The sequence below is a fragment of the Pullulanibacillus pueri genome, assembly GCF_014639255.1.
Lineage (GTDB): Bacteria > Bacillota > Bacilli > Bacillales > Sporolactobacillaceae > Pullulanibacillus > Pullulanibacillus pueri.
Map to the genome: position 1 here is coordinate 85649 of NZ_BMFV01000003.1, position 23671 is coordinate 109319.

Sequence of the window (23671 nt, forward strand, 5' to 3'; positions counted from 1 at the left end):
AAGATTTACACGATAATATGTGTTAAAATTCAAGCGACGGGTAAATGAAATCATGCAAACTATGAAACCGTTCTACTATGAAAACAAAGAACATAATAAAGGAGTCTCGTCATGTATAAGGAACCATTATTTTTAGAACCAGAATTGAAGGAAAGAATTTGGGGTGGAGAGCGATTACGGACTGAATTTGGCTACCAGATTCCTTCGGAGACAACTGGAGAATGCTGGGGGATTTCAGCACACCCACATGGCCCATCGACGATTAAGAATGGGGAGCTTAAAGGAAAAACGCTTATAGAGGCTTGGGACGAGCATCGAGAGCTCTTTGGCCACTTCTCTTCAGAGCAATTCCCGTTACTTACAAAAATATTAGATGCTAAAACTGACCTTTCTGTGCAAGTTCATCCTAATGATACCTATGCCAGAGAAGTTGAAAATGAGCCCTATGGAAAAACGGAATGTTGGTATATTATCGATTGTGAAGAAGGATCAGAAATTGTCTACGGTCATCATGCCAAGTCTCCTGAGGAATTTCGATCATTAGTTGAAGAAGGACAATGGGATCAACTTCTCCGTCGAGTTAAAGTGAAGCCAGGCGACTTCTTTTATGTTCCCAGTGGAACGATTCACGCGATTGGTGGAGGCATTATGATACTCGAAAGCCAGCAAAGCTCTGATATCACCTATCGTGTCTATGATTATGACCGAACAGATGCAGAGGGGAATAAGAGAGAACTTCATATTGAACCGTCCATAGAGGTTTCTCAGTACCCTCATCAATCCCCTGAATTAACCTATAAAGTGGAGCAATATCGTGAGGCAAAAGTCACGGAGCTCGTCAAAGCTGAATATTTCACAGTGCATCATTGGGATGTCCGTGGCCAGTACACATTGAAAATGGACCAACCTTTTCTCCTTGTTAGCGTTATCAAGGGTGAAGGGACTATCCAAACAGAGGGGCAACAAAACCCTATCAAAAAAGGAGACCATTTCATCATTCCGGCAACAGTAAAGGAAATCGAACTTCTCGGTCACATAGAGTGCGTCGTCTCACATCCCTGATCGTGGTCTAGAATGACATAAGACAAAAAAGCGGCTTAGCCTATGCGTTGAGCCGCTTTTTAAACACTTTGGAAGGTAAACCAATATTTATTTTAGAGTTTGCACTAGATTCTGTTCGGACAGAAAAGCGCAGCAAACACGCATGACAGTCTGAAGTTGCCCTAAGTTCGGACAGAAAACCGCTGCGATCTCGTATGAGAGTCTGAAGATGCCCTAAGTTCGGACAGAAAACCGCTGCTATCTCGTATAAGAGTCTAAAGTTGCCCTAAATTCGGACAGAAAACCGCTGCTATCTCGTATAAGAGTCTAAAGATGCCCTAAGTTCGGACAGAAGACGGCTGCGATCCCGTATGAGAGTCTGAAGATGCCCTAAGTTCGGACAGAAAACCGCAGCTATCTCGTATAAGAGTCTAAAGTTGCCCTAAGTTCGGACAGAAGACGGCTGCGATCCCGTATGAGAGTCTGAAGATGCCCTAAGTTCGGACAGAAAACCGCAGCTATCTCGTATGAGAGTCTGAAATTGCCCTAAGTTCGGACAGAAAACCGCAGCTATCTCGTATGAGAGTCTGAAATTGCCCTAAGTTTGGACAGAAAACCGCTGCTATCTCGTATAAGAGTCTAAAGTTGCCCTAAGTTCGGACAGAAAACGGCTGCTATCTCGTATGAGAGTCTGAAGATGCCCTAAGTTCGGACAGAAAACCGCTGCGATCTCGTATGAGAGTCTGAAGATACCCTAAGTTCGGACACAGAAAAACCCTGCGAACCTAGATGACAGTCCGAACGATCTTGTGGGTCGAGTCTGCAACCGTAAGATGCTCTCAGCCCCTAACAGTGTACGAACAGATCTTTAACAGGATTAATCTTTAAAAACCACAGCGGTCCCATAGGCAATCACTTCTGCAGCAGAATTCATGATCTGTGAAGACTGGTAACGCATGCCGATAATCCCATTGGCTCCCATGGATTCGGCCTCCTGAATCATTCGCTGTGTTGCAATTTCACGTGCTTCGTTCATCATTTCCGAATATCCTTTAATTTCGCCACCAACAAGTGTTTTAAGTCCTGCCCCAATATCGCGTCCAACATGCTTGGATTGTACGGTACTGCCTTGCACTAAGCCTTTAACGTCGACAATTTCTTTTCCAGGTACATTTTCTGTTGTTGTGATGAACATAATGGCGCCTCCCCCTTCATTGCGTTATCTTCAAAGTCCATTATAAAGCATAAATGACTGAGCATACGATTTATTTTGGTATGCCATCTTCACTTTTTAGGAAAATTAGTAACAAACCCACAAAGGTGAGGATGTTTGTTATGCCAGAGTTACCCGAGATGGAGAATTATAAAAGATTATTGCATCCAATGCTTAGGAATAAAACGGTAGATGCTGTTGTTATTAACCGCTCGAAATCTGTTAATGAGCCTGAAAATATTTTTATGAAAAATATAACCGGAAAGGAAATCATAGCGATTGACAGGCGAGCAAAATATCTTTTATTTCATTTAGATTCAGGTCACGTGCTGCTTTTACACTTAATGTTGGGTGGGAAACTTTTCTTTGGGAAAGAGGAAGACAGTCCAGACCGAACAAAACAAATTATTATGACTTTTGGTGAGGATCGCTTGTTTTTTATTGGGTTGCGCTTAGGGTATTTGCATATCTTAACCCCTGCTGATATCGAAGAACAGTTAGGGCATCTAGGTCCAGAACCACTTGATTCATCCTTCACATTAGACGTTTTTAAAGAAAGTCTGACTCACAAACGAACGAATATAAAAAACGTACTCCTCGATCAAGATATAATTGCAGGTATCGGCAATCGCTATTCGGATGAAATTTGTTTCGAGGCGAAAATTCTACCTAAAAGGAAAACGATTGATTTAGCGGAGACTGAAGTTCAAGCACTTTTTCAAGCGATAAAAATGGTCCTAACAGAGGCTGTTGCAGCCGGGGGCTATATGGATCAGCCTCTATTTAAAGGGGATAACCAAACAGGACGTTATCTGCCTCATTTTAAAGTCCATGGAAAAGAAGGTGCTATTTGCCCACGCTGCGGAGGAACAATCGAGATGGAAACCATGGCATCAAGAAAGGTCTATTATTGTCCACAATGTCAGCACTAATAGAATTGGCTCACAAAAGCATGCTGAGCGCGCGCATAAAAAGGAGAGGACAAACAAAAGAGGAAGCGGCCCGCACTAAAGCCAGCAACACCTCACAAAAGGCGCCCGAAACAAGGTTGGAACTCGCAAAAGCGTGCTGCGCGCACATAAAAAAAAGGTGCCGCCTAACGAAAGCGGCTTCGCCCGGCACAGGCCACATTACCTCACTAAGAAAAACCGGGCAAAGCATGCCCGCTCCTTATTAAAACACGGAATAAGATTTTAATCCCAAAAGGCATCGTCAGCAACTCAGTTGATCGGAACGGAAGGCGCGAGACTCCTTCGGGAACAGCACGTGTCCGAAGATCCATTTTGGAACACAAAGAGTCTATTCCAAAATTAGCTGAGGCCACTAAGGACGATCGGCTAAAAACGTCACGTCCTGTGACAACGCCGACCCTACCCACATCGTGTGGGCATGAGGAAAGCGAGCGACCTGGAGTGGCGATCAACACTATAAGCGTTAAACTTATAAATTCTGATACTGTAAAAAGACCGAGCCAACGCGGCTCGGTCACTTTCATCTATTATCTATTACGCATGTTCAGTTGCATGTGGATTGGGGATCTGAATATGCTCAATTTCTGCTTCAGGCAGCTGATTGGTGCTTTGATATTCTTCCTGCTGTTTTTGCTTAAGCAAGTTCCGACCACGACCATAAGGGATACACATTGGGGTTCCGAAAATGGGATCTAAGACAATTTCTGCGTCCATTTGGAAGACGTCTTTCATTAATTGCGTATCCACAATATCTTCAGGTGCTCCTTGGGCATAGATTTTTTTATCATTAACAGCAACGATATGATCTGCATAGCGACAAGCCAAATTAATATCATGGAGCACCATCGCGATGGTGCGTTTTTCCGTCCGGTTGAGTGCAAATAAGAGATCAAGAATATCGACCTGATGGGCCAAATCCAAGTAAGTTGTAGGTTCATCTAATAATAAAATATCAGTGTCTTGAGCAAGAACCATGGCGATCCAAGCCCTTTGGCGTTGACCGCCAGAAAGTGAATCCACTGGTCGATCAGCAAGCTCAACTAAATTGGTGACGTTTAAGGCGTGCTGGACGATGGCTTCATCATCAGCTGACCATTGATTTAACCAATTTTGATAAGGATAACGTCCTTGACGCACAAGCTGTAGAATGGTTAATCCTTCTGGAGCAATCGGTCCCTGTGGCAGTAAGGCCAGATCTCGTGCCACCTTTTTTGTCGCTGTTTTGGCGATATCTCTTCCATTTAAAACAATAGAACCATCTGAAGGTTTAATCAATCGGGCAAATGTTGACAACAACGTTGACTTTCCGCAACCATTTTTACCTATAAAAACGGTCACTTTTCCTTTTGGAATCTGTAGATTAAGGGTCTCTAATATTGGATCATCACCATACCCCACTGTAATGGACTGTGCTTCCAAACCCATTCAATTTACCCCCATTTTCTCGTTTTATAAAGCAAGTATATAAAATACGGCGCACCGATAGCGGCAGTAAACACGCCGGCAGGAACCTCTAAAGGAAGGAAGACGGTTCGACCAATAAGGTCCGAGAGCATCACGACAAGTCCCCCAAGTAGGCCAGAAACCGGAATCAGGCTTCCGTAACTCGAACCTACAAGTCTTCTCGCCATATGAGGAGCCATCAATCCAATAAAGCTTATTGTTCCAGCGTAAGCCACTGAGCCGCCAGCTAAGGCAGTACTTATGATTAATAAAAGAACACGATCTCGACGAAGATTATTGCCGATCCCCACAGCGATCTTTTCACCAAAAGTCTGGGCATTGAGTCTTCGTGATAAGCTTAATGATAATACCAAAAACACGAAAATCCAAATAAAAAGGATGAGAACCGAAGTCCAAGAGGCGCCATTAACAGAACCCGTCATCCAAATAGAAGCCTGTGAGGCAAGGTATGAGGGCCCAAGAACAAGCATTAGATCTGTGAAGGCTTTTGCGCCAGCCGAAAGGCCAATGCCAATAAGCACAAGTCTAGTCGCTGAAACCCCTCGCTTCGAGAGGAAGTAAACCAGTAATCCCATAGCTAATGCGCCAATAAAAGAAAAGATGGGCAACCATTGAATGCTAATGTTCATGGATGTTTCACTGCCAGCGCTAAAAAACGTAAGGAAGATAACCGTCGTTAATGAAGCTCCTGTTGTCACACCAATGATATCGGGAGATGCTAAAGGATTGCGAACTAAGCCTTGGAGGATAGCACCGGCAACGGCGAGTCCCATTCCGGCAAGTCCCGCTACTAATATTCTTGGAAAACGGAAGGATTGAACAACGAGATTATTCATTTCCGTAGACTGACCAAAGATGGCTTTTACAACACTTAACGGTGAGATAAATAAGTCGCCAAGACCAAGACTTAAGACGATCATGACTAAAAAAAGTATGAATAAAATCAGGGTGATACCGAAGGCTCTTTTATCAATTAAAAAAGAAGCGTTGCGAGCGCGAAGGCTCCAATACTTTTGGTTTTTCATGAGCTAAACACCCCTCTTCGGGCAATGAAGATGAAAAAGGGTGTCCCAACAATGGCGGTCATAATGCCGACCGGAACTTCACCTGAATGCAAAATCAGACGAGAAGATACATCTGCAAGTAATAATAATATGGCGCCTAGTAAAGCGCAATAGGGAATCAACCAACGATAATCCTGACCGACGAGCCATTTGGTAATATGAGGAATTATAATGCCGATAAACCCGATCGGTCCAGCAACAGCCACTGCCCCTCCGGCAAGTAAAATAACCACCAGTCCGGCAAATAGTTTTACGATAAACGTGTTTTGACCTACACCTTTGGCAATGGTTTCTCCTAAGGCTAGTGTATTCATTTTTGGACTAATGAGAAGTGCGATCACCCATCCTATGCCAAAATAAGGTAAAACGTTTTGGAGAACGGAAAGATCTCGACCTTGAATGGAGCCGACGAGCCAATACAAAACACTTTGCAGGGTCGGTTCACTCATAGTCAAAACCCCTTGAGTCAGTGAGGCGAACAGGGCTGCCATTGCGGCACCTGCGAGTATTAATTTGACGGGTGAAAGACCATCAGGACCTAAAGAGCCAAGAAAATAAACAATCACTCCAGCAACGGCGGCACCGGCGAAGGCGAGCCATGTAAAAGCCGTTAATGATTGAACGCCAAAAAAACCAACAGCAACGACAATAAAAAAACTAGCGCCTGAATTGACTCCCAATATATTGGGGGCCGCTAAAGGATTGCGTGTCAAGCCTTGCATGATTGCACCGGATATTGCTAAGCTCGCGCCTACTGCGGCCGCGATAAACATTCTCGGAATACGTTCCTCACGAACAATAATTTGATTATTGGTTTCTGTGAAATGAAAAAGCGCTGTATAAACAGTATGAAAGTCTATATTTGCATACCCTAGAACAAGACTGAAGAGACCACAGAGGAGTAAAAGCGCTCCCGTAATCACCAAACCGACAGCTTTAGAAAGTTTAGTTTTTAACACACCGACCACTATTGTCTTCCTCCCGCATTATCCACCCATAATCTGAGAGTTTATTCTCTATTCTATTTGAGACAGTATTTTCTACAATAGTAAGTCTATTTTAAATAGAGAAGCCTGTCAATGAAATTGATAATTATTCTCAATTTGTATTGACAACCCTTTCACTGCACTGTATGCTATTGCATAAAAGTGATAATCATTTTCAATTGGGGGAGTGGGTCAACAAATGATGAAAAAAAGATACCTCATACTTTCAGCTATTATAGTGCTGCTTTTGGTGCTTTCCGGATGTGGGGCTTCAAATAAAGCCTCAAGTGCTTCAGGAGATACCTCGTCTAATGAAAAAGGGTCTGCCTCTTCTTATACTGTAAAACATGCGATGGGGACAACCACTATTAAAGGCACTCCAAAACGAGTTGTTGTTTTAACGAACGAAGGCACGGAAGCGTTGCTTTCGATGGGAGTCAAACCTGTCGGAGCCGTCCAATCATGGACAGGTGATCCATGGTATGACCATATTAAGGATCAAATGGATGGTGTAAAGGTTGTTGGGACTGAGAGTGAAATTAACCTTGAAGCCATAGCCAGCTTACATCCAGATTTAATCATAGGGAATAAAATGCGTCAGGAAAAACAGTACGATAAGCTAAAAGCGATAGCACCAACGGTATTTTCCGATGAGCTCCGAGGCGATTGGCAAATCAATTTTAAATTGTATGCTAAAGCGCTCAATAAAGAAGAAAAAGGAAAAGAAGTGCTGGATGCCTTTAATGATAAAGTCAAAAACCTTCATGATAAATTGGGTGACAAAATTAATGCTAAGATCTCTCTTGTAAGATTTATGGCCGGAGATACAAGGATCTATCATAAAGATACTTTTGCAGGCGTCATTCTTGATGAAATTGGATTGAAGCGTCCTGCCTCACAAGATAAAGATGACTTTGCAGCCCAAAATGTCTCTAAAGAAATGATCCCGGATATGGATGGTGATTATTTATTCTATTTCACTTACGAACCGAGCGGGGATAATGGTCAAGCCGCCAAACTTGAAAATCAGTTTACCAATAATAAGATATGGAAAAATCTTAACGCAGTAAAATCTGGGCATGTCTATAAAGTTGACGACGCCATTTGGAATACGGCTGGCGGTGTCATTGCGGCGAATAAGATGGTCGACGAACTTAGTCAATATCTCACCTCAGATAAATAATTACACGTTATTCTGCAGAAACTTCTATATAGATAGAGGTTTCTTTTTTTGGCAGAAAAAGGTGTAAGGTTCAAGCCGTTAGAGACAATGATTCCTGCTTCAACGAAAGAACCGTGCATTTTGTACTAAAAAACCTTTTGAATCTTTTCTTAAGGCTCTAGCGTTATTTAAGCTTGCCTTTTATTAACACTATAGAAAAGTAAAAACTGACGTGGAAAGTAAAAGGGTTAATGGAAAAATTTACTTAGGGTGGTAGAGACCAGCGAATTTCGTAACAGACCAAGTGATCCAGTGTGTCTCTCGGCACGATGTCATAAAAATGTTGATTTGAAGGGGTTTTCATAAGCATTTCATTTATCAGTGGGCTTGAAATTTATGTTAAAATGAATCAGTAATAACTGAGGTGAGGAAGGATAGACGATGGAAAAGAAATATTGCAAGGATTCACGCGTTGTCAAAACAAGCCGCGTTTTCCCTACACATACAAATAATCTTGATTCTTTGTTCGGTGGGATGTTGATGAGTTATATCGATGATGTGGCATCCATCACTGCAGAACGTCATTCACGACGCGATTGCGTGACGGCCTCAACTGACCATGTTGATTTTCTTAGCCCAATTACCCCTAGAGATTCAGTGTGTCTAGAGTCCTTTGTTGTGTCCACGGGTAGAACCTCGATGGAAGTTTTTGTAAAGGTCGTTGCGGAGAATTTAAAAACAGGTGACCGTCGCATTGCAGCGACGTCATTCTTAACCTTTGTTGCTTTAGATGAAAACAATAAACCTGTAGAAGTCCCAGGTGTTATTCCAGAAAGTGATGAAGAGAAAAAACTGTTTGAAATGGCTGAACGTCGTGCAGAAGATCGGAAACGTCACCGTCAGTCAAGTAAAGAATTGGCAAAGGCATTAACGACTCATAAACATTGGGAAGCTTATCTTGATACCCAAATTAATGTTTAATCAATACCGCTGCTTCAAAACCATTCTAAGGATGTTCCTATAAAGGGCATCCTCTTTTTTATGATCAAGCACGTGTTTTTTATTTGTTTTTACACTAAATAAATGGGGGAAACCTGTCGATAAATTTTATGAGGCTTAAAGTTTGATTTAGCCCCGTGCCTAATCCTTCTGGGATATACTACAGTATGTTCTTCGAGACTAATGAAGGCTTCCTTATAGAAATCGTAGGGGAATGTCTAAAGTGTCGGCGCATTAATTCTCACCGAGCGTTTATTTGGTGTCGCAGATACAGGATTTGAGAAATGAACATTAAGGCACTTGTGCTTTTCATATTGGAAGGTGGAAGTTACATGGATATAACAACACTCCTGGGTATTATCATCGGTATCGTTTCCCTGATTTTAGGTTTTGTTCTGGAGGGAGGAAAGATAGGGGCCCTCATTCAATTGACAGCGATCATTATTGTTTTTGGGGGAACGATTGGAGCGGTCATAATAGGGACACCGTTTAAAAAACTTAAAAAAGTGCCTTTTATTATTAAATATGCTTTCGTAGATGGGAAAGCAAGCCCCAAGGAAACCATAGATCAACTCATTGACCTATCAAATATCTCCCGACGAGAAGGGCTACTAGCATTAGAGGGTGCCTTACATGATTCGGATAATGAATTCTTGAAAGACGGTATCCAGATGATCATCGACGGTGGCGATGCCGAGATGATTCAGGATATTATTAGTCGTAAAATTGAAAAGCGTGAAGAAAGAATCCTATCGATTGCCAAAGTGTTTGAGGCTGCTGGTGGTTTTGCACCGACGATGGGGATTATCGGAACGGTGATGGGACTCGTCCATATTTTAGGACAACTCGATGACCCTCAATCCTTAGGTCCATCAATCGCGGTGGCTTTTATTGCCACTTTATATGGTGTGGCAAGTGCCAATATGATCTATCTTCCTTTATATAATAAGGTGAAAGCCCGTTTGAATGAAGAGATCATGATGATGGAATTACAAGCTGAAGGCCTCTTATCGATACAGTATGGAGAGAATTCGACGATTTTAAAAAGCAAACTGATGGCTTTTTTAGATGAGCAGGAATATGAGGAATTGACAGACAAAGATGTAATAGAAAGTGAATGATAGGAAGTGAAGAGGGGCCATGCGGAAGCGACGGAAAAGACACGAAGAACATGAGAATAATGACCGGTGGTTAATCACTTATTCCGATTTAATTACACTTTTGTTAGTCTTCTTTATTGTGCTGTATTCGATGAGTGAAGTTCAAAATGATAAGTTCAATGCACTTGTTCAATCACTTCGTACGACATTTAGTGGAGATGCCGTCATGAATACATCGGATAATCCGCCCACATCGATTACAGAGGATATACCTAAGGCTGCTAAGGACCAGAGTAAGGCAGATGATGGTGAAGACGAGAAGAGTGATAAGGATCAATTGGACAAGTTGTATGTGAAGCTCCAAGACTATATCAATAAGAACCACTTAGACTCATCAATAGAATTAGAGAATATTCCTCGTGGGGTCCAAATTACCTTTAAGGAAAAAATCCTTTTTGATTTGGGCAAGGCAGACATTAAAAAGCAGGCCGAAACGATTCTGCAATCCATGGGAGGAATATTAAATTCCGTCTCCAACCCTATTGCGGTAGAGGGACACACAGATAACAATCCTATTATCAATTCCTCTGAATTCCATTCAAACTGGGAATTGGCTTCTAAGCGTGCTGAAAACGTCATGCTGTTCCTCATAAATAATGATGATATAAAATCAAGTCGAATGAGGTTTACGAGTTATGGTCAGTACCAGCCTGTAGAGAAGAACGACACAGCGGAACATCAGGCCATGAATCGCCGCGTGAATATCGTTATTCTAAGAGAAACATCCGCCTCTCAATAAATGAGATAGCGGATGTTTTTTTTATAAAAGATTAAGAAAGAATAACCCATCCCATGGTAGTAAAAGAAGATCGGTAGAAAAACCTTTTTCATGGATAAGGACTTGGTGTGAGCCAAATTTTTCAAAAAACATACATTAATGAAAGAAGAAAGGTGTTTTGGCAAAATAGACTTTCTTTGATGAGGCTACTTCGGACAAAAACGAGAGCGAGCAGCCGACCAGAGTCCGAAGACAGGGCAGCTTCGGACAGAAACAAGAGCAAGCAGCAGATTAGAGTCCGAAGACAAAGCCCCAGGGCTTGGAGGATCGCGAAGCTCTTTTTTGTTTTTACAAAACATGTAAAATGCTTACTTTGCTGATAAATAGAGAAAAATTTTCCTCTATATGTGGCATTCTCCTTTTAAATGGTAAAACAAACCGCTCTCGCCATAGTCAACCACTAGAGGGAAATAATAATCAAGAGTTTTCTGTCTATTAACGCTACCGCAACATCTGTTTAACATTCCTGTAATATTTCTTAAATAATATAGTTCTCACAAGAGCATTATATATTGAATCTAAGGAGCCAGTCACAAACTATGAAACTACCCGCTAAGAAACTCGTTATTTCATCCATTGTCGCTGCATCATTTGTTGTTCTTCCGCAAATCGGAGGTCATCATTCAAGTGCTAAAGCAGCCGCTATCAATACCAATCAGGTCCTTCATTATGGTGAATCTGATAGTTCAGTCAAAGCCCTCCAGGATAAGTTGCAGGACTTAAACTACTATAAAAGCACCATCGATGGTATTTATGGAAACCAGACACGATCCGCGGTACGATCCTTTCAAGGTGATAATAATCTCGCCGTCGATGGGATTGCCGGTCCAAATACATTGGGTAAGTTATTTAGTGCCAAAGTGAGTACACAAAAGGTAAGTAATGACGTTACACTCACAACAAATTTAAAATACGGTGATCGTGGACAAGCTGTGAAAGATTTGCAATCTACATTAAATAATTTAGGCTATCATGCAGGAACAGTTGATGGTATTTTTGGTTCAACAACATTAAATGCAGTCAAAAGCTTTCAAAAGGCTCAAGGCTTGCAATCCGATGGCATTGTAGGGCCCAACACACGTGCTGCACTTGCTGCACCAAAAACAACATCTACCCCTAAAAAGACGAATAGTAATGTGAATGCAATCATTGCTGATGCGAAAGCTCTTATTGGCGTACCTTATGTGTATGGAGGAACAACGACGAAGGGTTTTGATTGCAGTGGATTTACACAATATGTATTCGCAGAAAATGGCATTTCTCTTCCAAGGACAGCAGCGGCGCAATGGAATGGCGGGACAAAAGTGAATTCCCCATCTAAGGGTGATCTTGTTTTCTTTGCTACTGTAAACAACGGACCTTCTCATGTGGGCATTTATCTTGGTAATAATCAATTCATTAATGCAAGTTCCTCCCATGGCGTGACGATAAGCGATATGAACAACTCCTATTGGAAGCCACGCTACTTAGGTGCACGTTCTTACAACTAAATTAAAAATAATCAGTGACTTAAAACTGTGGAGAACCTTAAAGGCTCTTCACAGTTTTTTATTGTTTAGGAAATTATAAAGTTCGCGACTTGTGGATAGCTATTGAAGTAAATTGAGGAGAAAAGTTATGCACAAGCGGACTAGTGTCAACACATCTAAGCGACTTAGATGCCCATTTGTTCTCCTTGTTCTAGAAACGGTCATCAAGCCAGCGCGGTGATACCCGTTTTCCCGATCCATTTGAAAAACGGTCATCAAGCCAGAGGTGTGGTGCCCATTTTTCCGAACTCTTTGAAAAACGGTCACCAAGCCAGCGGTGTGGTGCCCGTTTTTCCGAACTCTTTGAAAAACGGTCATCAAGCCAGAGGTGTGGTGCCCGTTTTTCCGAACTCTTTGAAAAACGGTCATCAAGCCAGAGGTGTGGTGCCCGTTTTTCCGAACTCTTTGAAAAACGGTCATCAAGCCAGAGGTGTGGTGCCCATTTTTCCGAACCCTTTGAAAAACGGTCACCAAGACAGCGGTGTGGCGCCCGTTTTTCCGAACTCTTTGAAAAACGGGCATCAAGCCAGCGGTGTGGCGCCCGTTTTTCCGAACTCTTTGAAAAACGGTCATCAAGCCAGCGGTGTGGCGCCCGTTTTTCCGAACTCTTTGAAAAACGGTCATCAAGCCAGCGGTGTGGTGACCGTTCTCCTGAACTCTTTGAAAAACGGTCACCAAGACAGCAAAAGAATGAAGAACGCGAGGAGGTAACTAGACTCTGATGAAAAATTCACTTTTCTATATTATGAATTGGCGATAGCAAAGGAATGCTTTGTTTTCTAGGTCCCTTGATTTGAAGTGTTTTTAGAAAATTAGTTCGAAATAGGCTATTGGACCTATGGGGGAAGAGATTTTATGGTATACTCAAAAGGGACTTTTAGACAAATTTATACATATTTCGTTTTTATTCTATTTAAGAGGAGGGACCGCTGAGTGAAACGATGGGCCATAGTGGTTTCAGTAATTATCTGTCTTGCTATTGTATTTTTAAGCCGTTTGCATTGGAAAGATGAGATAAGAGCGACCGCACAAAAAGCCAAAGCACAATTGGCTGGTCAAACAGTTTCTACAACCAATCAAGACTCTAAACAGGAAAAAAGTGCAAGCAACGTTGATCTAAAGAAGCTTACTGTGAATCTACCAGATCACTTGCAACAGAAGGTTATTCAAGCCTATCAAGCCAAAACAAAAGTCAAAGTTCTCATGGCGGGGGATCAGGAAGTTGAAAAATTGAGTCCGCTGTTACAAAAGAAATTGGACCAGGCCTATGGTCAAAACGTTTTTGATATTGTACCTATCGATTTTCAAGGCCATACGTCCAAAGAAGTTTATGAAAATGGGTTGTACGATGAAATGAATGAGCAACATCCTGATGCCGTTGTCTTTACTGCTTTACTTTTTAACGATAATCGCAAGGTAGGCACAAATGATGCTGCTCATTTTCTTATAGAAATAGGGAATGACATGCAAGAGAAAAATACCGATCTGAGTTTTATGATTGAGCCGAATAACCCTGTTACTTATTTTAAGGTCATTAATGATCGTATCGGCATTTTTAAATCGGAAGTGCAACAGAGTGACTTCACTTACCTTGATAACAGCACTCGTTGGCCGAAGCAGGAAGATTTACCAGCGGTCTTAGATCGTGAGGGGAAATATCCTAATGATAAAGGGAATGAGCTTTGGAGTGACTATCTTACCGATGTCTTTACCGGTGGTGACATAACGCCATGAAGATGAAAAAAGAGAGGGCGACATAATAGACATTTTGTCCTTGCTTAAGTGCCAGCATGAAATAGTGGGCTCTCGTTGGAGTAGCCGCTATTTCATCTCGTTAGCTGAAAAAATAGTTGGAGTAGAAAATTTGGCTTCCGCCCAGTCTTGATCAAAGAAGACAAATTTTTTCATCGATCCCTTTATTGCTTCGACGGCTTATAATTAAAAAAGGAAACCCTATTAAAGGATTTCCCATGAGCTTGTTAGTCTATGATTTTATTTTCAGCTAAAAAGGCTTCAATGTCCTCTACCGTCCGTGGTAAATCAGGTGTTAGATTTTCGTGTCCAGTATCTGTGACGAGGACATCATCCTCAATTCTTACCCCAATTCCCTCTTCAGGAATATAGAGACCGGGTTCAACCGTGATGACCATGCCAGGTTCTAGATCTCTTTGTCGAATCGAACCGACATCATGAGTATCGAGGCCGAGAGAATGGCTCACACCATGGAAGTAGTATTTTGAGATGTCTTCAGGCTCTTCAATTAAGCCAATCTTCATACATTCCTCAGCAAGGAGCTTGCGAGTTTGCTCTTGAAGGGCCGCAAAAGGCACACCCGGCTTAATCATATCGCTGATTTCATGCAAGGCCTTTAAAACAATATTGTAAATCGTTTTTTGGCGTTCCGTAAATTTCCCGTTAATCGGGAAGGTGTAGGAAATATCACCATTATAATAATTCCACTGGGCACCAAGATCAAGAAGAAGCAGCTCTCCATCATTAACAATTGCATTGTTGTCTTCATAATGTAAGACTGTAGCATTTTGGCCACCAGCAGCAATCGTATGGAAGGCATGATGCTTCACACCGTTTGATTTTAGGACAAAATCAAAATAAGCCTCGAGTTCATATTCCTTCATCCCAGGTTTAGCATGTCTCATTAAATGCTTAATCCCCTCAATGGTAATGCGACCGGCCTCCTTAATTTCTGCAATCTCTTCTTCCGATTTGATGAGACGCATGTCACAAAGCGTATGGTAGGCATTATGTAGTTGGAGTGAAGGATAACGCTGAGTCACTTCCGTTGCAAAGGCTTGAGCAGGTGTTTGTGGGGCATCCCAAGCACGTTTTTCGAGATCAAGATAAAGATTTTTATAAGGGCGTGCCAGTAATTGATTTTGTATAAAGGATTGGAAGTCCTCGAGATATTCCACCTCTTCAATACCAGAAGCATCAGTTGCTTGGTCAGCAGTCATACTTTCGCCAATCCATTTAGCCATGATGGGATCGGGCTTTTCTACAAAAAGCTGCTCTGAGAGTTTACCATTATACTTGGTAAGGACGAGAATGATTTTAGGCTCATCAATCCCTGTCAAGTAGTAGAAATTTCGATTAGGTACAAAAGGATGAAGCTGATCAGCTGAAGACTGAGGTGCTTCGCCTGCAAAGAAAACCGCAATCGACTGATCCTCAAGCGTTTTAGCAAAACGCTCACGGTTGCGTTCGAAAAATTGAGTATCCATAGCCATAATCTCCCTCACTTTTATTTGGGTTCTGGCCCCATTATAACACAATTTATCTTGAAGGACTGATTAATAGAAGGAGACCTGTCAAACTATTGGCAAAACTAATCAGATTTTTTTGAAGATAGTTCTTACTATGTTAAACTATATTGGAGTCGAGCAGATGTTAAGCATTTTGAGTGTGATATGTGAAAAAAGAGTGAAGCGGTTTGGGGCTATCCTGATAAGTTCACTTGATGGCCCAAGCTCTCGGGCTCTTTTAATTGGGAAAAATGATTCGCTTATTTCACTGAAAAGGCTTTCGGTATCGTGTTTTCGATAATAGCTCAGCTCAAATTCACATCATAAACAATGAGAGGCTTAAGACTTTTTTATGTGTCTTTAGGCTCTTATTGAGGAGGTTAAAATGGAGGAGAGAGCGAAGCTACAGAAGACTCTAAAGCCACATTGGGTTTGGGCGGTGGCCTTTGGATCTGCGATAGGATGGGGGTGTTTTGTTCAGCCGGGTTCCTGGATGGGAACAGCAGGTCCGCTTGGTGCGATTATTGGTCTTAGTATTGGTGCACTATTCATGATTGTGATTGGCCTAAGTTACGGAACACTGGTGAAGCATTTCCCTGTTTCTGGAGGAGAATTTGCCTATGCTTATGCCAGCCTCGGTCGCACTCATGCCTACATTTGTGGTTGGTTTTTAGCCCTCGGTTATTTGTCGATTGTTGCCCTTAATGCGAGTGCATTGGCATTAATGGTAAAGTACATTTTCCCCGGAGTTGTCCAACACCTTTTCTTATATAATGTTGCCGGTTGGCATGTCTACTTTATTGAAATCCTCATTGCTAGCGCAGCCCTAATTGTGTTTGGATGGTTGAATATCCGAGGCGGTGGTCTTTCGGGACTCTCGCAATTTATTTTTTGTATCATTTTAGTTATAGGAGTTTTATTGTTGGGGATCAGCCTTATCGTCAGTCCCGAAACGTCCTTTCATAACCTTACACCAGTTTTTAAACCAGGGACGACGGCTTTATCGGGGATTATCGCGATGGTGGCCATTGCGCCATGGGCTTTTGTCGGCTTTGATAGCATCCCTCAGGTTGCTGAAGAATTTAATTTTGCACCGGGTAAGGCACTGAAGCTGATTATCATGGCTTTAATTGCAGCAGGTCTTGTCTATTCTTTGATGATCTTTGCAACAGCAGTAGCCGCGCCTTGGCAATCCTTATCTGGCGCCAATACGATTTGGGGAACTGGTGACGGAGTAAGGAGTGTTTTAGGGAATGTAGGTTTACTTATTTTGGCAGTAGCCCTTTGTATGGGGATATTCACAGGTCTCAATGGGTTTATCGTCTCCACCAGTCGATTGTTATTTGCGATGGGAAGAGCACAGATATTACCGAAGGCCTTTGCTAAGCTTCATCCGAAATATCACACACCTTACATTGGCATTATCTTTACTTGCGCGATGTGCTTGATTGCCCCTTGGTTCGGTCGCAATGCTTTGAACTGGATTGTGAACATGTCTTCTACGGGGGTTACTATCGCCTATTTCTATTGTTGTTTCGATGCGTACAAGTTTTTTAGATGGTCGGAAAATGGCAAAGGGACCGCTCTTGTGGCTCCAGTAAAAAAGGCATTTTCATTATTAGGTGCCATACTGAGTCTGGTCTTCTTAGGGTTACTTCTCATTCCTGGGTCACCGGCTTTTCTGGATACGCCAGCATGGATTGCTTTAGGCATCTGGATTCTCCTAGGCGCACTGTTCTATGCTGTTAAAGGTAAAGAATATAGACGCATTCCAAAAGCGCAAATGGATTACTTAATTTTAGGCGTCGAGCAACCCTCTAATGACGATGACCGAGCATCATAAAAGAGGAATGTAAAAATGAGCAGAGGAGCTTTTCGCTTCTTTGCTTTTTTGTATTGCTCCACTATATGGGGGCCAAACAAACATTTCAAAAAAAAGAGGTGGACTAATTGGGGGTGAGATAGAACGAAAAGTATTTATGAGGTTGATCTAGTCGCAGAAAAATAGCAATTTTCTTGGCAGCCGATGAAAAGATTACAAAAGCATATATTATTAATGAAAACTGAAGGATTGGTTGGAGAGGCAAAAGAACTTAAAGAAAAAGAGGAATTAAAGTTTGAATTATTTAGAGATAGTTAAAGCATAACATAATGACTAGGATACCATTCTGAAGGAATCCTTTATTGGTAATGTAAAACGGTCATATGTTAAAAATAAAAAACCTCTAATATGAATAATTAGAGGCTGTTGCTGGTACAATATATAAGTGAATTAGAATTCGATGTGTGCATAATCCTCATAGTCAACAATGTGAGGTATTTGGTCTTCATACATGAGATCGCGTAAGGCTGTTATCGTAATAGAAACGTTAAAGTCTAAAACATCCTCTTCATCAGTGACAACATAAGGGACATTTTGAACAACGTATTCGGTTGAATTAATATTCCAGACGATATCTTTTTTTACTACTCCTGGGTTGTTCACAGTATGAACCTCCCTATTTTTTGTAATCATCTAGTCTTCAGCCCCTTTACGCTTTAGCTTTGCCTTTGAACTGTATTCTATACCTTTATTTTAGCATATTCAAGTGGTGTTCGTGTGGTTATTGATTGTTTTTACGACTCTGTTCTAATAGTTTTCGCTTAAATTCAACCATTCGTTCGTTCATTGCACTATCTTGAATAATATTTTGTGTCAAATTCTTTGGAGGGGCTCCTCGGAATGCTATCGTAATCATTCTCACTTGCCTTCTGTCTCTGTACAATTTAAATGTGATGGGTAATTTATAATGATCAGGGTCATTTTGAATAGCAGTTGTGTAAGAGAGCGTAGAATAACCTTTAAATTGTGCTTTTAAAACGCTATCAACTGCAACGATCTTATCAATTAAACCTATGATAATAGGTAATTGGTTAGAACCTTCTCGTTCTAAGGTTCTTTCAGTGAAATGCAGTGTAACAGATACAATTTTTTGTTTCCTTAACTCCTCAGATGTTTTACCGGCTACAAGTCTATTTTTGAAATTTATAACAGTTTGTTTCTGTTGCTTAGTCAAATAAGAAAGATCCTTACCTTCTGGTTCACTTTTAAGTTCTTCTTTAGTATGATTTGATGCTATGTTTTGAATTTCACTAATTTGTCTAGCTTCAAAACTAATGACATCATCAATTCTAATACGTTTACCATCTCGAAACTTTACAAGGAACCTTTTAGCCAAAAAAACACACCCTTTTACCCAACATCAACCAAGCTAATTATAACAAATTTTAGCAATACGAATACCTTATTTTTACATAGGGCTAGAAAAAATTAATCAAACTCCATTGTGTGTGTATGTGCAATGCTCTTATGTGAGTTTCCCCTTTGATACGTGCGCGATTTGTGAGTGGAGGTTGGCTTTTGTTAGTCAGCGCCCTCTTTCGATTTCCGATGCGGAGACAAGAAAGAGGATGGGGAGAAAGATTGATCTTCCTTGATGAGGACTTGGTGGTAGCCATTTTTTCTTGTAACGTCAGAATTTATAGTTTTGTGGAAGACCTTATAAGGGCAACTTTGGCTTTCACCATTAAGACTTGGCGACAAACTTAATATGTGAGGTGTATGCTTGAACAACAGGCTGTACTTAGCGAAGTGGTGAAGTGTAAGCCAAGTTTTCTAATATCCTTCTGAATCTATATCAGATATAGTATAATGTGTGTAAAATTATCTGGAAAGGAGCCGTTTATGGGGAAGGTAAAGGTAATGACAGTGTTTGGGACAAGACCCGAAGCGGTAAAAATGGCACCACTTGTTCTTGAATTAAAAAAATATCCTGAAAGCATTGAACCGATTGTCACAGTCACAGCTCAACATCGGGAAATGTTAGACCAGGTTTTAGAAGTATTTGAGATTACACCAGATTTTGATTTACATATTATGAAAGATCGCCAGACATTATCGGATATAACGGTAAGGGCCTTGACAGGTTTGGATAAGCTACTAAAAGAAACAAAACCCGATATTGTGCTCGTTCATGGAGATACGACGACCACATTTGTTGCAAGCTTGGCCGCCTTTTACAACCAAATTGCGGTGGGACATGTGGAAGCTGGCCTTCGGACATTCAATAAATATTCACCCTATCCTGAAGAGATGAATCGGCAATTGACAGGTGTCATCGCTGATTTACATTTTGCGCCAACTACACAAGCAGCTGAGCATCTTATGAAGGAAAATAAACGTAAAGAGACTATTTTTGTGACAGGAAATACAGTGATTGATTCCCTAAAAACGACTGTCAGAGAGACGTACAGCCATCCCGTTCTAGAGGAAGTCGGCGATCGCAAAATGATCTTGATGACCGCTCATCGCCGTGAAAACCTTGGGGACAAAATGCAAGGGATGTTTAGGGCCATTCGAAAAACTGTTGAAGAACACGAGGATGTTTTTGTAGTTTATCCCGTGCACCTCAATCCGGCTGTAAGAGAGCTGGCCGACAAAGAGCTTAAGCATCCGCGGATACGATTAATTGAACCTTTGGGTGTGATTGATTTTCATAACTTCCAATCTAGAGCCCACCTGATCATGACGGATTCCGGAGGGGTTCAAGAAGAAGCACCAACCTTTGGAGTGCCCGTTCTCGTGCTTCGTGATACGACGGAACGTCCAGAGGGAGTAAAGGCAGGCACGTTAAAGCTAGTCGGGACCGATGAACAAAAGGTCTATCAAAGTGCTAAAGACTTGTTAGAGCACCCTGAAGAATATGAAAAAATGAGGCGGGCTGCCAATCCTTATGGTGATGGACAAGCCTCCAAACGTATTGTGGAAATTATCATCGATAAATTTAAAGCAAATTAATGAAGATCCTTTTTGGTAACAAGAGTAAGGTGACACGTCCTACTTAAGGTTCCCAGAAAGGATTTTTTCTTATGTGTTAATCCCCTTTAAGTCATGGCTCCTGCCCCCCTATGATCTCTGTCCTTGACTACGCAATCCCCTCCTATTTTGGCTAAGATCGATAACCTTATAAGGTTAATTTTTCTCAGAGTTTGTTCAGAAAAAAACGATAGGTTTCGGAACATTCACTGTAATCCACTGCCTAATCCCCCCTCACTTTAACTAAGGCCGATAACCTTATAAGGTTAATTTTCTCTAAGTTTGTTCAGAATGTTAACGATAGGTTTCGAAACGTTCACGAATGGTGACGAAACATCAGCAAAGACTATGAGTAAAGGACAATGATGAGAGATGAAAGTTGGCATAATAGGAAATTACGGCAATGAAAATAATGGCGATGAAGCGATTCTCTCTGGGATTGTTACACAATTAACGCGGAGATTAGCCATTGATCTATCAGATATTACTGTTTTTAGTAACCATCCAGAGAATACGCTTGAAAGACATAGAGTGCAGGTTGCGCCTTTAATTTATAGGAAAGGGAAGTTATCCATTCCTTTAACCATTCTCAAAAGTTATCAAACCATGAGAGCGATCGATCTTCTTATTATAGGGGGCGGCGGGCTGCTCATGGATTTATATAAAAGAGACGCTCCTTTATATAGTACGTTAGCCTATATCGGAAAAAAGGCAAAATGTAAAATTATTGTTTATGGAGTGGGAGCCGGTCCACTAAATACCCGGCTAGGAAAGTTTTTCATTCGCCGCTTATTAAAAATAGCCTCACATATCGCAGTGCGAGATGAAAAATCTCAAGCCTTGCTCCATTCGTTGCAAACAGGAAAGGAGATCCACTTAACGATAGATCCGGCCTTTGCCTTAAAAGCCGAGCAAAGGCGGAAGCCAAGTGAAAAGGTGACAAGAATTGGCGTTACGGCTGTGCCTTATTTTAATGGGAGTTATTGGCCGACAGAGGATAAAGACCGTTATCGTCAATATATTGAAGGCATGGCCCGTAATCTAGATAGGCTTGTTGAGGGTCAGCCATTAGAGCTCACCTTTTTTTCGACGAAATTTCCTGAAGATGTTGAAGCGTCAAAGCAAATTAGAATGAAAATGAAGCATCAGGACAAGGCAAAGGTCATTGACGCGCGTTTAACACCAGAAGAATTACTGGGGCTTTCTGCGCAGCAGGATTTGGTGATCGGGACGCGTCTCCACTCGATTATTTTGTCGATTGTGACAGAGACCCCTGTATTAGGTGTTGCCTATCATCATAAAGTGAATGATTTTATGAGCGCTCAGAATCTCAAGCATAGGGTTATACCTGTGACCTCTTTACACGAAAGTGATCACCTGATGGCGGATATATATGAGGATATCCAGCAGAATTGGCATCAGGAACAAGTGGTGTTTCAGCACCTTTCCAATCAATTACATGAAGAAGCAAGTCAAGGATTTATGAACTTGATCGGCAAAGCCATTAATGAATGAGGAGGGATGCGATGTCTTCCAAAACAAGTAAACTGATCACGATTATCGGGGGAGTCGCTGTCCTTAATTTACTTTCTCGATTGTTGGGCTTTGTTCGTGATATGGTGATAGGCTACCAGTTTGGGACACATGCGTTAGCAGATGCCATATTTGCCGCTTACTCGCTGCCTTACTTTTTATATGTTGTGCTCGGGGGCGCCCTAACGACAGCCTTTATCTCTATTTACAATAAAATAGAGGACCCTCTTGTTCAAAAGAGCTTCAGGCAACAAATCTTATTAGGAACAGGTTTGCTTACTATTATTGTCAGTTTAATCTTTGCGAGCGCCTCGAAACCAGTGACTGCGATGGTGTTCCATGGTATGTCAGATCAGGAAAACCTTGTGATTGCTCATTTGTTAGCCCTTATGGCTCCATCGGTATTTTTTATGGTCTTCTCGATGGTCCTGTCGGGTATTTTAAATGTTCATGGCTATTATAAATTAACGGCCTTTGCAACCATGGTTATGAATGCCTTTTTGGTCATTGTTGGTCTGCTTTTTGCTCATCTTTGGGGAGCAGAGGCGCATAGTGTGGCTGTGGTGGTTGGTGGAGCGGCGATGTTTATAATCGTTAGCATCCAGCTAAAAAGGAAAGGGCTATTAGGCATTGGATGGGGGACAGGAACACACACGCATATGAAAAGCTTTTTTAAGGTCTTTGTCCCAATTCTTCTAGGAGGCGCTACCTTACAATTTTATACCCTTATTCAAAGGATTTTTGCGTCAGGTTTACCCGAAGGCTCAATATCATCCTTAAATTATGCCATGAAGCTGGTCCAGCTTCCGCAAGGAGTCGTTATGGGGGCGGTCACCACCGTTGTGTTCCCTAAACTCGTCGAAGTCGTGGCTAAAAACGACCAGATGAAGATGCAGGAATATTACATTAGAGGATTAAGATGGCTGACGCTCGGGATTGTTCCTGTGTCATTTTTTGTTCTTATCTTTGCAGAGGATTTGATCCGAGTGGTTTTTCAACATGGGATGTTTAGTCAGTCTTCGACACATTTGACAGCAACTGTTTTGCAAATCATTGCCTTATCGATGCTTTTTAACGCGGCAAATGTATACATCACGCGATTTTATTATGCTTATGAGCACTCTATTTCCCCGGTAATATTTAATCTTTTGTCCATTTTTGTCATTAATGTCGGGGTGACAGAGGTGACGATGCATTGGTTAGGTGTTTATGGGATCGCCTTGGGAACAATGATCAGTACGCTTGTGAATTTCATTTTGCTTATTTGGCGCATTCGTCCCACCCTTGAGGTGACACCCTTTGCCTTTATAGGTTTAAAGGAGTGTGGTTTTCTCGTATTCTTTGGCATTCTTTTACTCGGCTATCGGCGGTTTTTGCTTCTTCAAGGTTCTCCTTATTTGAATATAACGTTAGAATGCCTTTATTTCCTTGTTGTAGGCCTAATGTTAGCTCTCCTTTTTAAGCTACCAGAAATGGATAGAGTAAAAAGATACTTTGTAAAAAAGTGAAAATCAAGGTGTAAGATCCGCTGTAAAAGGAAATGAATAAATCTTAGAGCCTTCATCTGTTGGTGAGAGTCATCAGAGTATCTGTGCTTGGATGAGGCTACATATCTAGTAAGTCAATAGAAATTGGATATACAACATGGGAGAGAAA

At 41.5% G+C, this 23671-nt stretch carries 20 protein-coding genes; 13 read left to right on the forward strand and 7 right to left on the reverse strand.

Going from position 1 to position 23671, the window contains the following annotated elements:
- Window positions 1-111 precede the first annotated feature (111 nt).
- The gene (gene manA, locus IEV91_RS03350; RefSeq protein ID WP_188495988.1) at window positions 112-1062 is read left to right on the forward strand and encodes a mannose-6-phosphate isomerase, class I; all 951 of its coding nucleotides are present in this window, start codon (window positions 112-114) and stop codon (window positions 1060-1062) included.
- A gap of 856 nt (window positions 1063-1918) precedes the next feature.
- Here the strand turns inward: manA and IEV91_RS03355 are convergent.
- A complete protein-coding gene (locus tag IEV91_RS03355) occupies window positions 1919-2236 on the reverse strand; it encodes a YbjQ family protein (protein WP_188495989.1) in 318 nt (105 codons plus the stop codon).
- A 140-nt stretch (window positions 2237-2376) separates the two neighbouring features.
- Between IEV91_RS03355 and mutM the strand changes: the two genes are divergently transcribed.
- A complete protein-coding gene (mutM, locus tag IEV91_RS03360; protein WP_188495990.1) occupies window positions 2377-3186 on the forward strand; it encodes a bifunctional DNA-formamidopyrimidine glycosylase/DNA-(apurinic or apyrimidinic site) lyase in 810 nt (269 codons plus the stop codon).
- Window positions 3187-3759: 573 nt separating this feature from the next.
- Here mutM and IEV91_RS03365 read toward each other — a convergent pair.
- From IEV91_RS03365 to IEV91_RS03375, 3 genes are read right to left on the reverse strand one after another with little or no spacing between them, the layout of a single operon-like run.
- Window positions 3760-4650 carry an ABC transporter ATP-binding protein gene (locus IEV91_RS03365; RefSeq protein WP_188495991.1) on the reverse strand — a complete coding sequence of 297 codons (891 nt, stop codon included), beginning with the start codon at window positions 4648-4650 and terminating at the stop codon, window positions 3760-3762.
- Between the two features lie 5 nt (window positions 4651-4655).
- Window positions 4656-5714: a FecCD family ABC transporter permease gene (locus tag IEV91_RS03370; RefSeq protein ID WP_188495992.1), complete on the reverse strand. Its 1059-nt coding sequence runs from the start codon at window positions 5712-5714 to the stop codon at window positions 4656-4658.
- A complete protein-coding gene (locus tag IEV91_RS03375) occupies window positions 5711-6712 on the reverse strand; it encodes a FecCD family ABC transporter permease (protein WP_188496077.1) in 1002 nt (333 codons plus the stop codon). Before IEV91_RS03375 ends, IEV91_RS03370 begins: the two co-directional genes overlap by 4 nt.
- 226 nt (window positions 6713-6938) lie before the next feature.
- On the opposite strand from IEV91_RS03375, the gene IEV91_RS03380 reads away from it, so the two are divergent.
- The 7 genes from IEV91_RS03380 to IEV91_RS03410 all read left to right on the forward strand — a co-directional run bounded on the left by IEV91_RS03380 (window position 6939) and on the right by IEV91_RS03410 (window position 14101).
- Window positions 6939-7922: an ABC transporter substrate-binding protein gene (locus tag IEV91_RS03380; RefSeq protein WP_229745380.1), complete on the forward strand. Its 984-nt coding sequence runs from the start codon at window positions 6939-6941 to the stop codon at window positions 7920-7922.
- A gap of 420 nt (window positions 7923-8342) precedes the next feature.
- Window positions 8343-8882, forward strand: a complete 540-nt coding sequence (locus tag IEV91_RS03385; protein ID WP_188495993.1) for an acyl-CoA thioesterase — start codon at window positions 8343-8345, stop codon at window positions 8880-8882.
- Window positions 8883-9232: 350 nt separating this feature from the next.
- Window positions 9233-10021, forward strand: a complete 789-nt coding sequence (locus tag IEV91_RS03390) for a flagellar motor protein (RefSeq protein ID WP_188495994.1) — start codon at window positions 9233-9235, stop codon at window positions 10019-10021.
- A 19-nt stretch (window positions 10022-10040) separates the two neighbouring features.
- The gene (locus IEV91_RS03395) at window positions 10041-10799 is read left to right on the forward strand and encodes a flagellar motor protein MotB (RefSeq protein WP_229745381.1); all 759 of its coding nucleotides are present in this window, start codon (window positions 10041-10043) and stop codon (window positions 10797-10799) included.
- A 578-nt stretch (window positions 10800-11377) separates the two neighbouring features.
- The gene (locus tag IEV91_RS03400) at window positions 11378-12328 is read left to right on the forward strand and encodes a C40 family peptidase (RefSeq protein ID WP_188495995.1); all 951 of its coding nucleotides are present in this window, start codon (window positions 11378-11380) and stop codon (window positions 12326-12328) included.
- A 168-nt stretch (window positions 12329-12496) separates the two neighbouring features.
- Window positions 12497-13078: a hypothetical protein gene (locus IEV91_RS03405; protein ID WP_188495996.1), complete on the forward strand. Its 582-nt coding sequence runs from the start codon at window positions 12497-12499 to the stop codon at window positions 13076-13078.
- Between the two features lie 222 nt (window positions 13079-13300).
- Window positions 13301-14101, forward strand: a complete 801-nt coding sequence (locus IEV91_RS03410; protein WP_188495997.1) for an SGNH/GDSL hydrolase family protein — start codon at window positions 13301-13303, stop codon at window positions 14099-14101.
- A gap of 245 nt (window positions 14102-14346) precedes the next feature.
- Here IEV91_RS03410 and IEV91_RS03415 read toward each other — a convergent pair whose 3' ends face one another.
- Window positions 14347-15606 carry an aminopeptidase P family protein gene (locus IEV91_RS03415; RefSeq protein WP_188495998.1) on the reverse strand — a complete coding sequence of 420 codons (1260 nt, stop codon included), beginning with the start codon at window positions 15604-15606 and terminating at the stop codon, window positions 14347-14349.
- A gap of 406 nt (window positions 15607-16012) precedes the next feature.
- Between IEV91_RS03415 and IEV91_RS03420 the strand changes: the two genes are divergently transcribed.
- The gene (locus IEV91_RS03420; protein WP_188495999.1) at window positions 16013-17470 is read left to right on the forward strand and encodes an APC family permease; all 1458 of its coding nucleotides are present in this window, start codon (window positions 16013-16015) and stop codon (window positions 17468-17470) included.
- Between the two features lie 429 nt (window positions 17471-17899).
- On the opposite strand, the gene IEV91_RS03425 is transcribed toward IEV91_RS03420, so the two are convergent.
- Both IEV91_RS03425 and IEV91_RS03430 read right to left on the reverse strand, forming a co-directional pair.
- Window positions 17900-18112, reverse strand: coding sequence for a hypothetical protein (locus IEV91_RS03425; protein WP_188496000.1), 213 nt, complete (start codon window positions 18110-18112; stop codon window positions 17900-17902).
- Window positions 18113-18230: 118 nt separating this feature from the next.
- Window positions 18231-18845, reverse strand: a complete 615-nt coding sequence (locus tag IEV91_RS03430) for a hypothetical protein (protein WP_188496001.1) — start codon at window positions 18843-18845, stop codon at window positions 18231-18233.
- Between the two features lie 506 nt (window positions 18846-19351).
- On the opposite strand from IEV91_RS03430, the gene wecB reads away from it, so the two are divergent.
- The 3 genes from wecB (at window position 19352) to murJ (ending at window position 23523) form a co-directional block, all read left to right on the forward strand.
- Complete coding sequence (gene wecB, locus IEV91_RS03435) at window positions 19352-20464, forward strand: non-hydrolyzing UDP-N-acetylglucosamine 2-epimerase (protein ID WP_188496002.1); 1113 nt, start codon at window positions 19352-19354, stop codon at window positions 20462-20464.
- A gap of 390 nt (window positions 20465-20854) precedes the next feature.
- Window positions 20855-21997 carry a polysaccharide pyruvyl transferase family protein gene (locus IEV91_RS03440; RefSeq protein WP_188496003.1) on the forward strand — a complete coding sequence of 381 codons (1143 nt, stop codon included), beginning with the start codon at window positions 20855-20857 and terminating at the stop codon, window positions 21995-21997.
- A gap of 11 nt (window positions 21998-22008) precedes the next feature.
- Window positions 22009-23523: a murein biosynthesis integral membrane protein MurJ gene (gene murJ, locus IEV91_RS03445; protein WP_188496004.1), complete on the forward strand. Its 1515-nt coding sequence runs from the start codon at window positions 22009-22011 to the stop codon at window positions 23521-23523.
- The last annotated feature ends 148 nt before the right edge of the window (window positions 23524-23671 follow it).

Coding starts and splice junctions, on each gene's coding strand:
- manA (WP_188495988.1), top strand. CDS start 112: ATGTATAAGGAACCATTATTTTTAGAACCAGAATTGAAGGAAAGAATT.
- IEV91_RS03355 (WP_188495989.1), bottom strand. CDS start 2,236: ATGTTCATCACAACAACAGAAAATGTACCTGGAAAAGAAATTGTCGAC.
- mutM (WP_188495990.1), top strand. CDS start 2,377: ATGCCAGAGTTACCCGAGATGGAGAATTATAAAAGATTATTGCATCCA.
- IEV91_RS03365 (WP_188495991.1), bottom strand. CDS start 4,650: ATGGGTTTGGAAGCACAGTCCATTACAGTGGGGTATGGTGATGATCCA.
- IEV91_RS03370 (WP_188495992.1), bottom strand. CDS start 5,714: ATGAAAAACCAAAAGTATTGGAGCCTTCGCGCTCGCAACGCTTCTTTT.
- IEV91_RS03380 (WP_229745380.1), top strand. CDS start 6,939: ATGATGAAAAAAAGATACCTCATACTTTCAGCTATTATAGTGCTGCTT.
- IEV91_RS03385 (WP_188495993.1), top strand. CDS start 8,343: ATGGAAAAGAAATATTGCAAGGATTCACGCGTTGTCAAAACAAGCCGC.
- IEV91_RS03390 (WP_188495994.1), top strand. CDS start 9,233: ATGGATATAACAACACTCCTGGGTATTATCATCGGTATCGTTTCCCTG.
- IEV91_RS03395 (WP_229745381.1), top strand. CDS start 10,041: ATGCGGAAGCGACGGAAAAGACACGAAGAACATGAGAATAATGACCGG.
- IEV91_RS03400 (WP_188495995.1), top strand. CDS start 11,378: ATGAAACTACCCGCTAAGAAACTCGTTATTTCATCCATTGTCGCTGCA.
- IEV91_RS03405 (WP_188495996.1), top strand. CDS start 12,497: ATGCCCATTTGTTCTCCTTGTTCTAGAAACGGTCATCAAGCCAGCGCG.
- IEV91_RS03415 (WP_188495998.1), bottom strand. CDS start 15,606: ATGGATACTCAATTTTTCGAACGCAACCGTGAGCGTTTTGCTAAAACG.
- IEV91_RS03420 (WP_188495999.1), top strand. CDS start 16,013: ATGGAGGAGAGAGCGAAGCTACAGAAGACTCTAAAGCCACATTGGGTT.
- wecB (WP_188496002.1), top strand. CDS start 19,352: ATGGGGAAGGTAAAGGTAATGACAGTGTTTGGGACAAGACCCGAAGCG.
- IEV91_RS03440 (WP_188496003.1), top strand. CDS start 20,855: ATGAAAGTTGGCATAATAGGAAATTACGGCAATGAAAATAATGGCGAT.
- murJ (WP_188496004.1), top strand. CDS start 22,009: ATGTCTTCCAAAACAAGTAAACTGATCACGATTATCGGGGGAGTCGCT.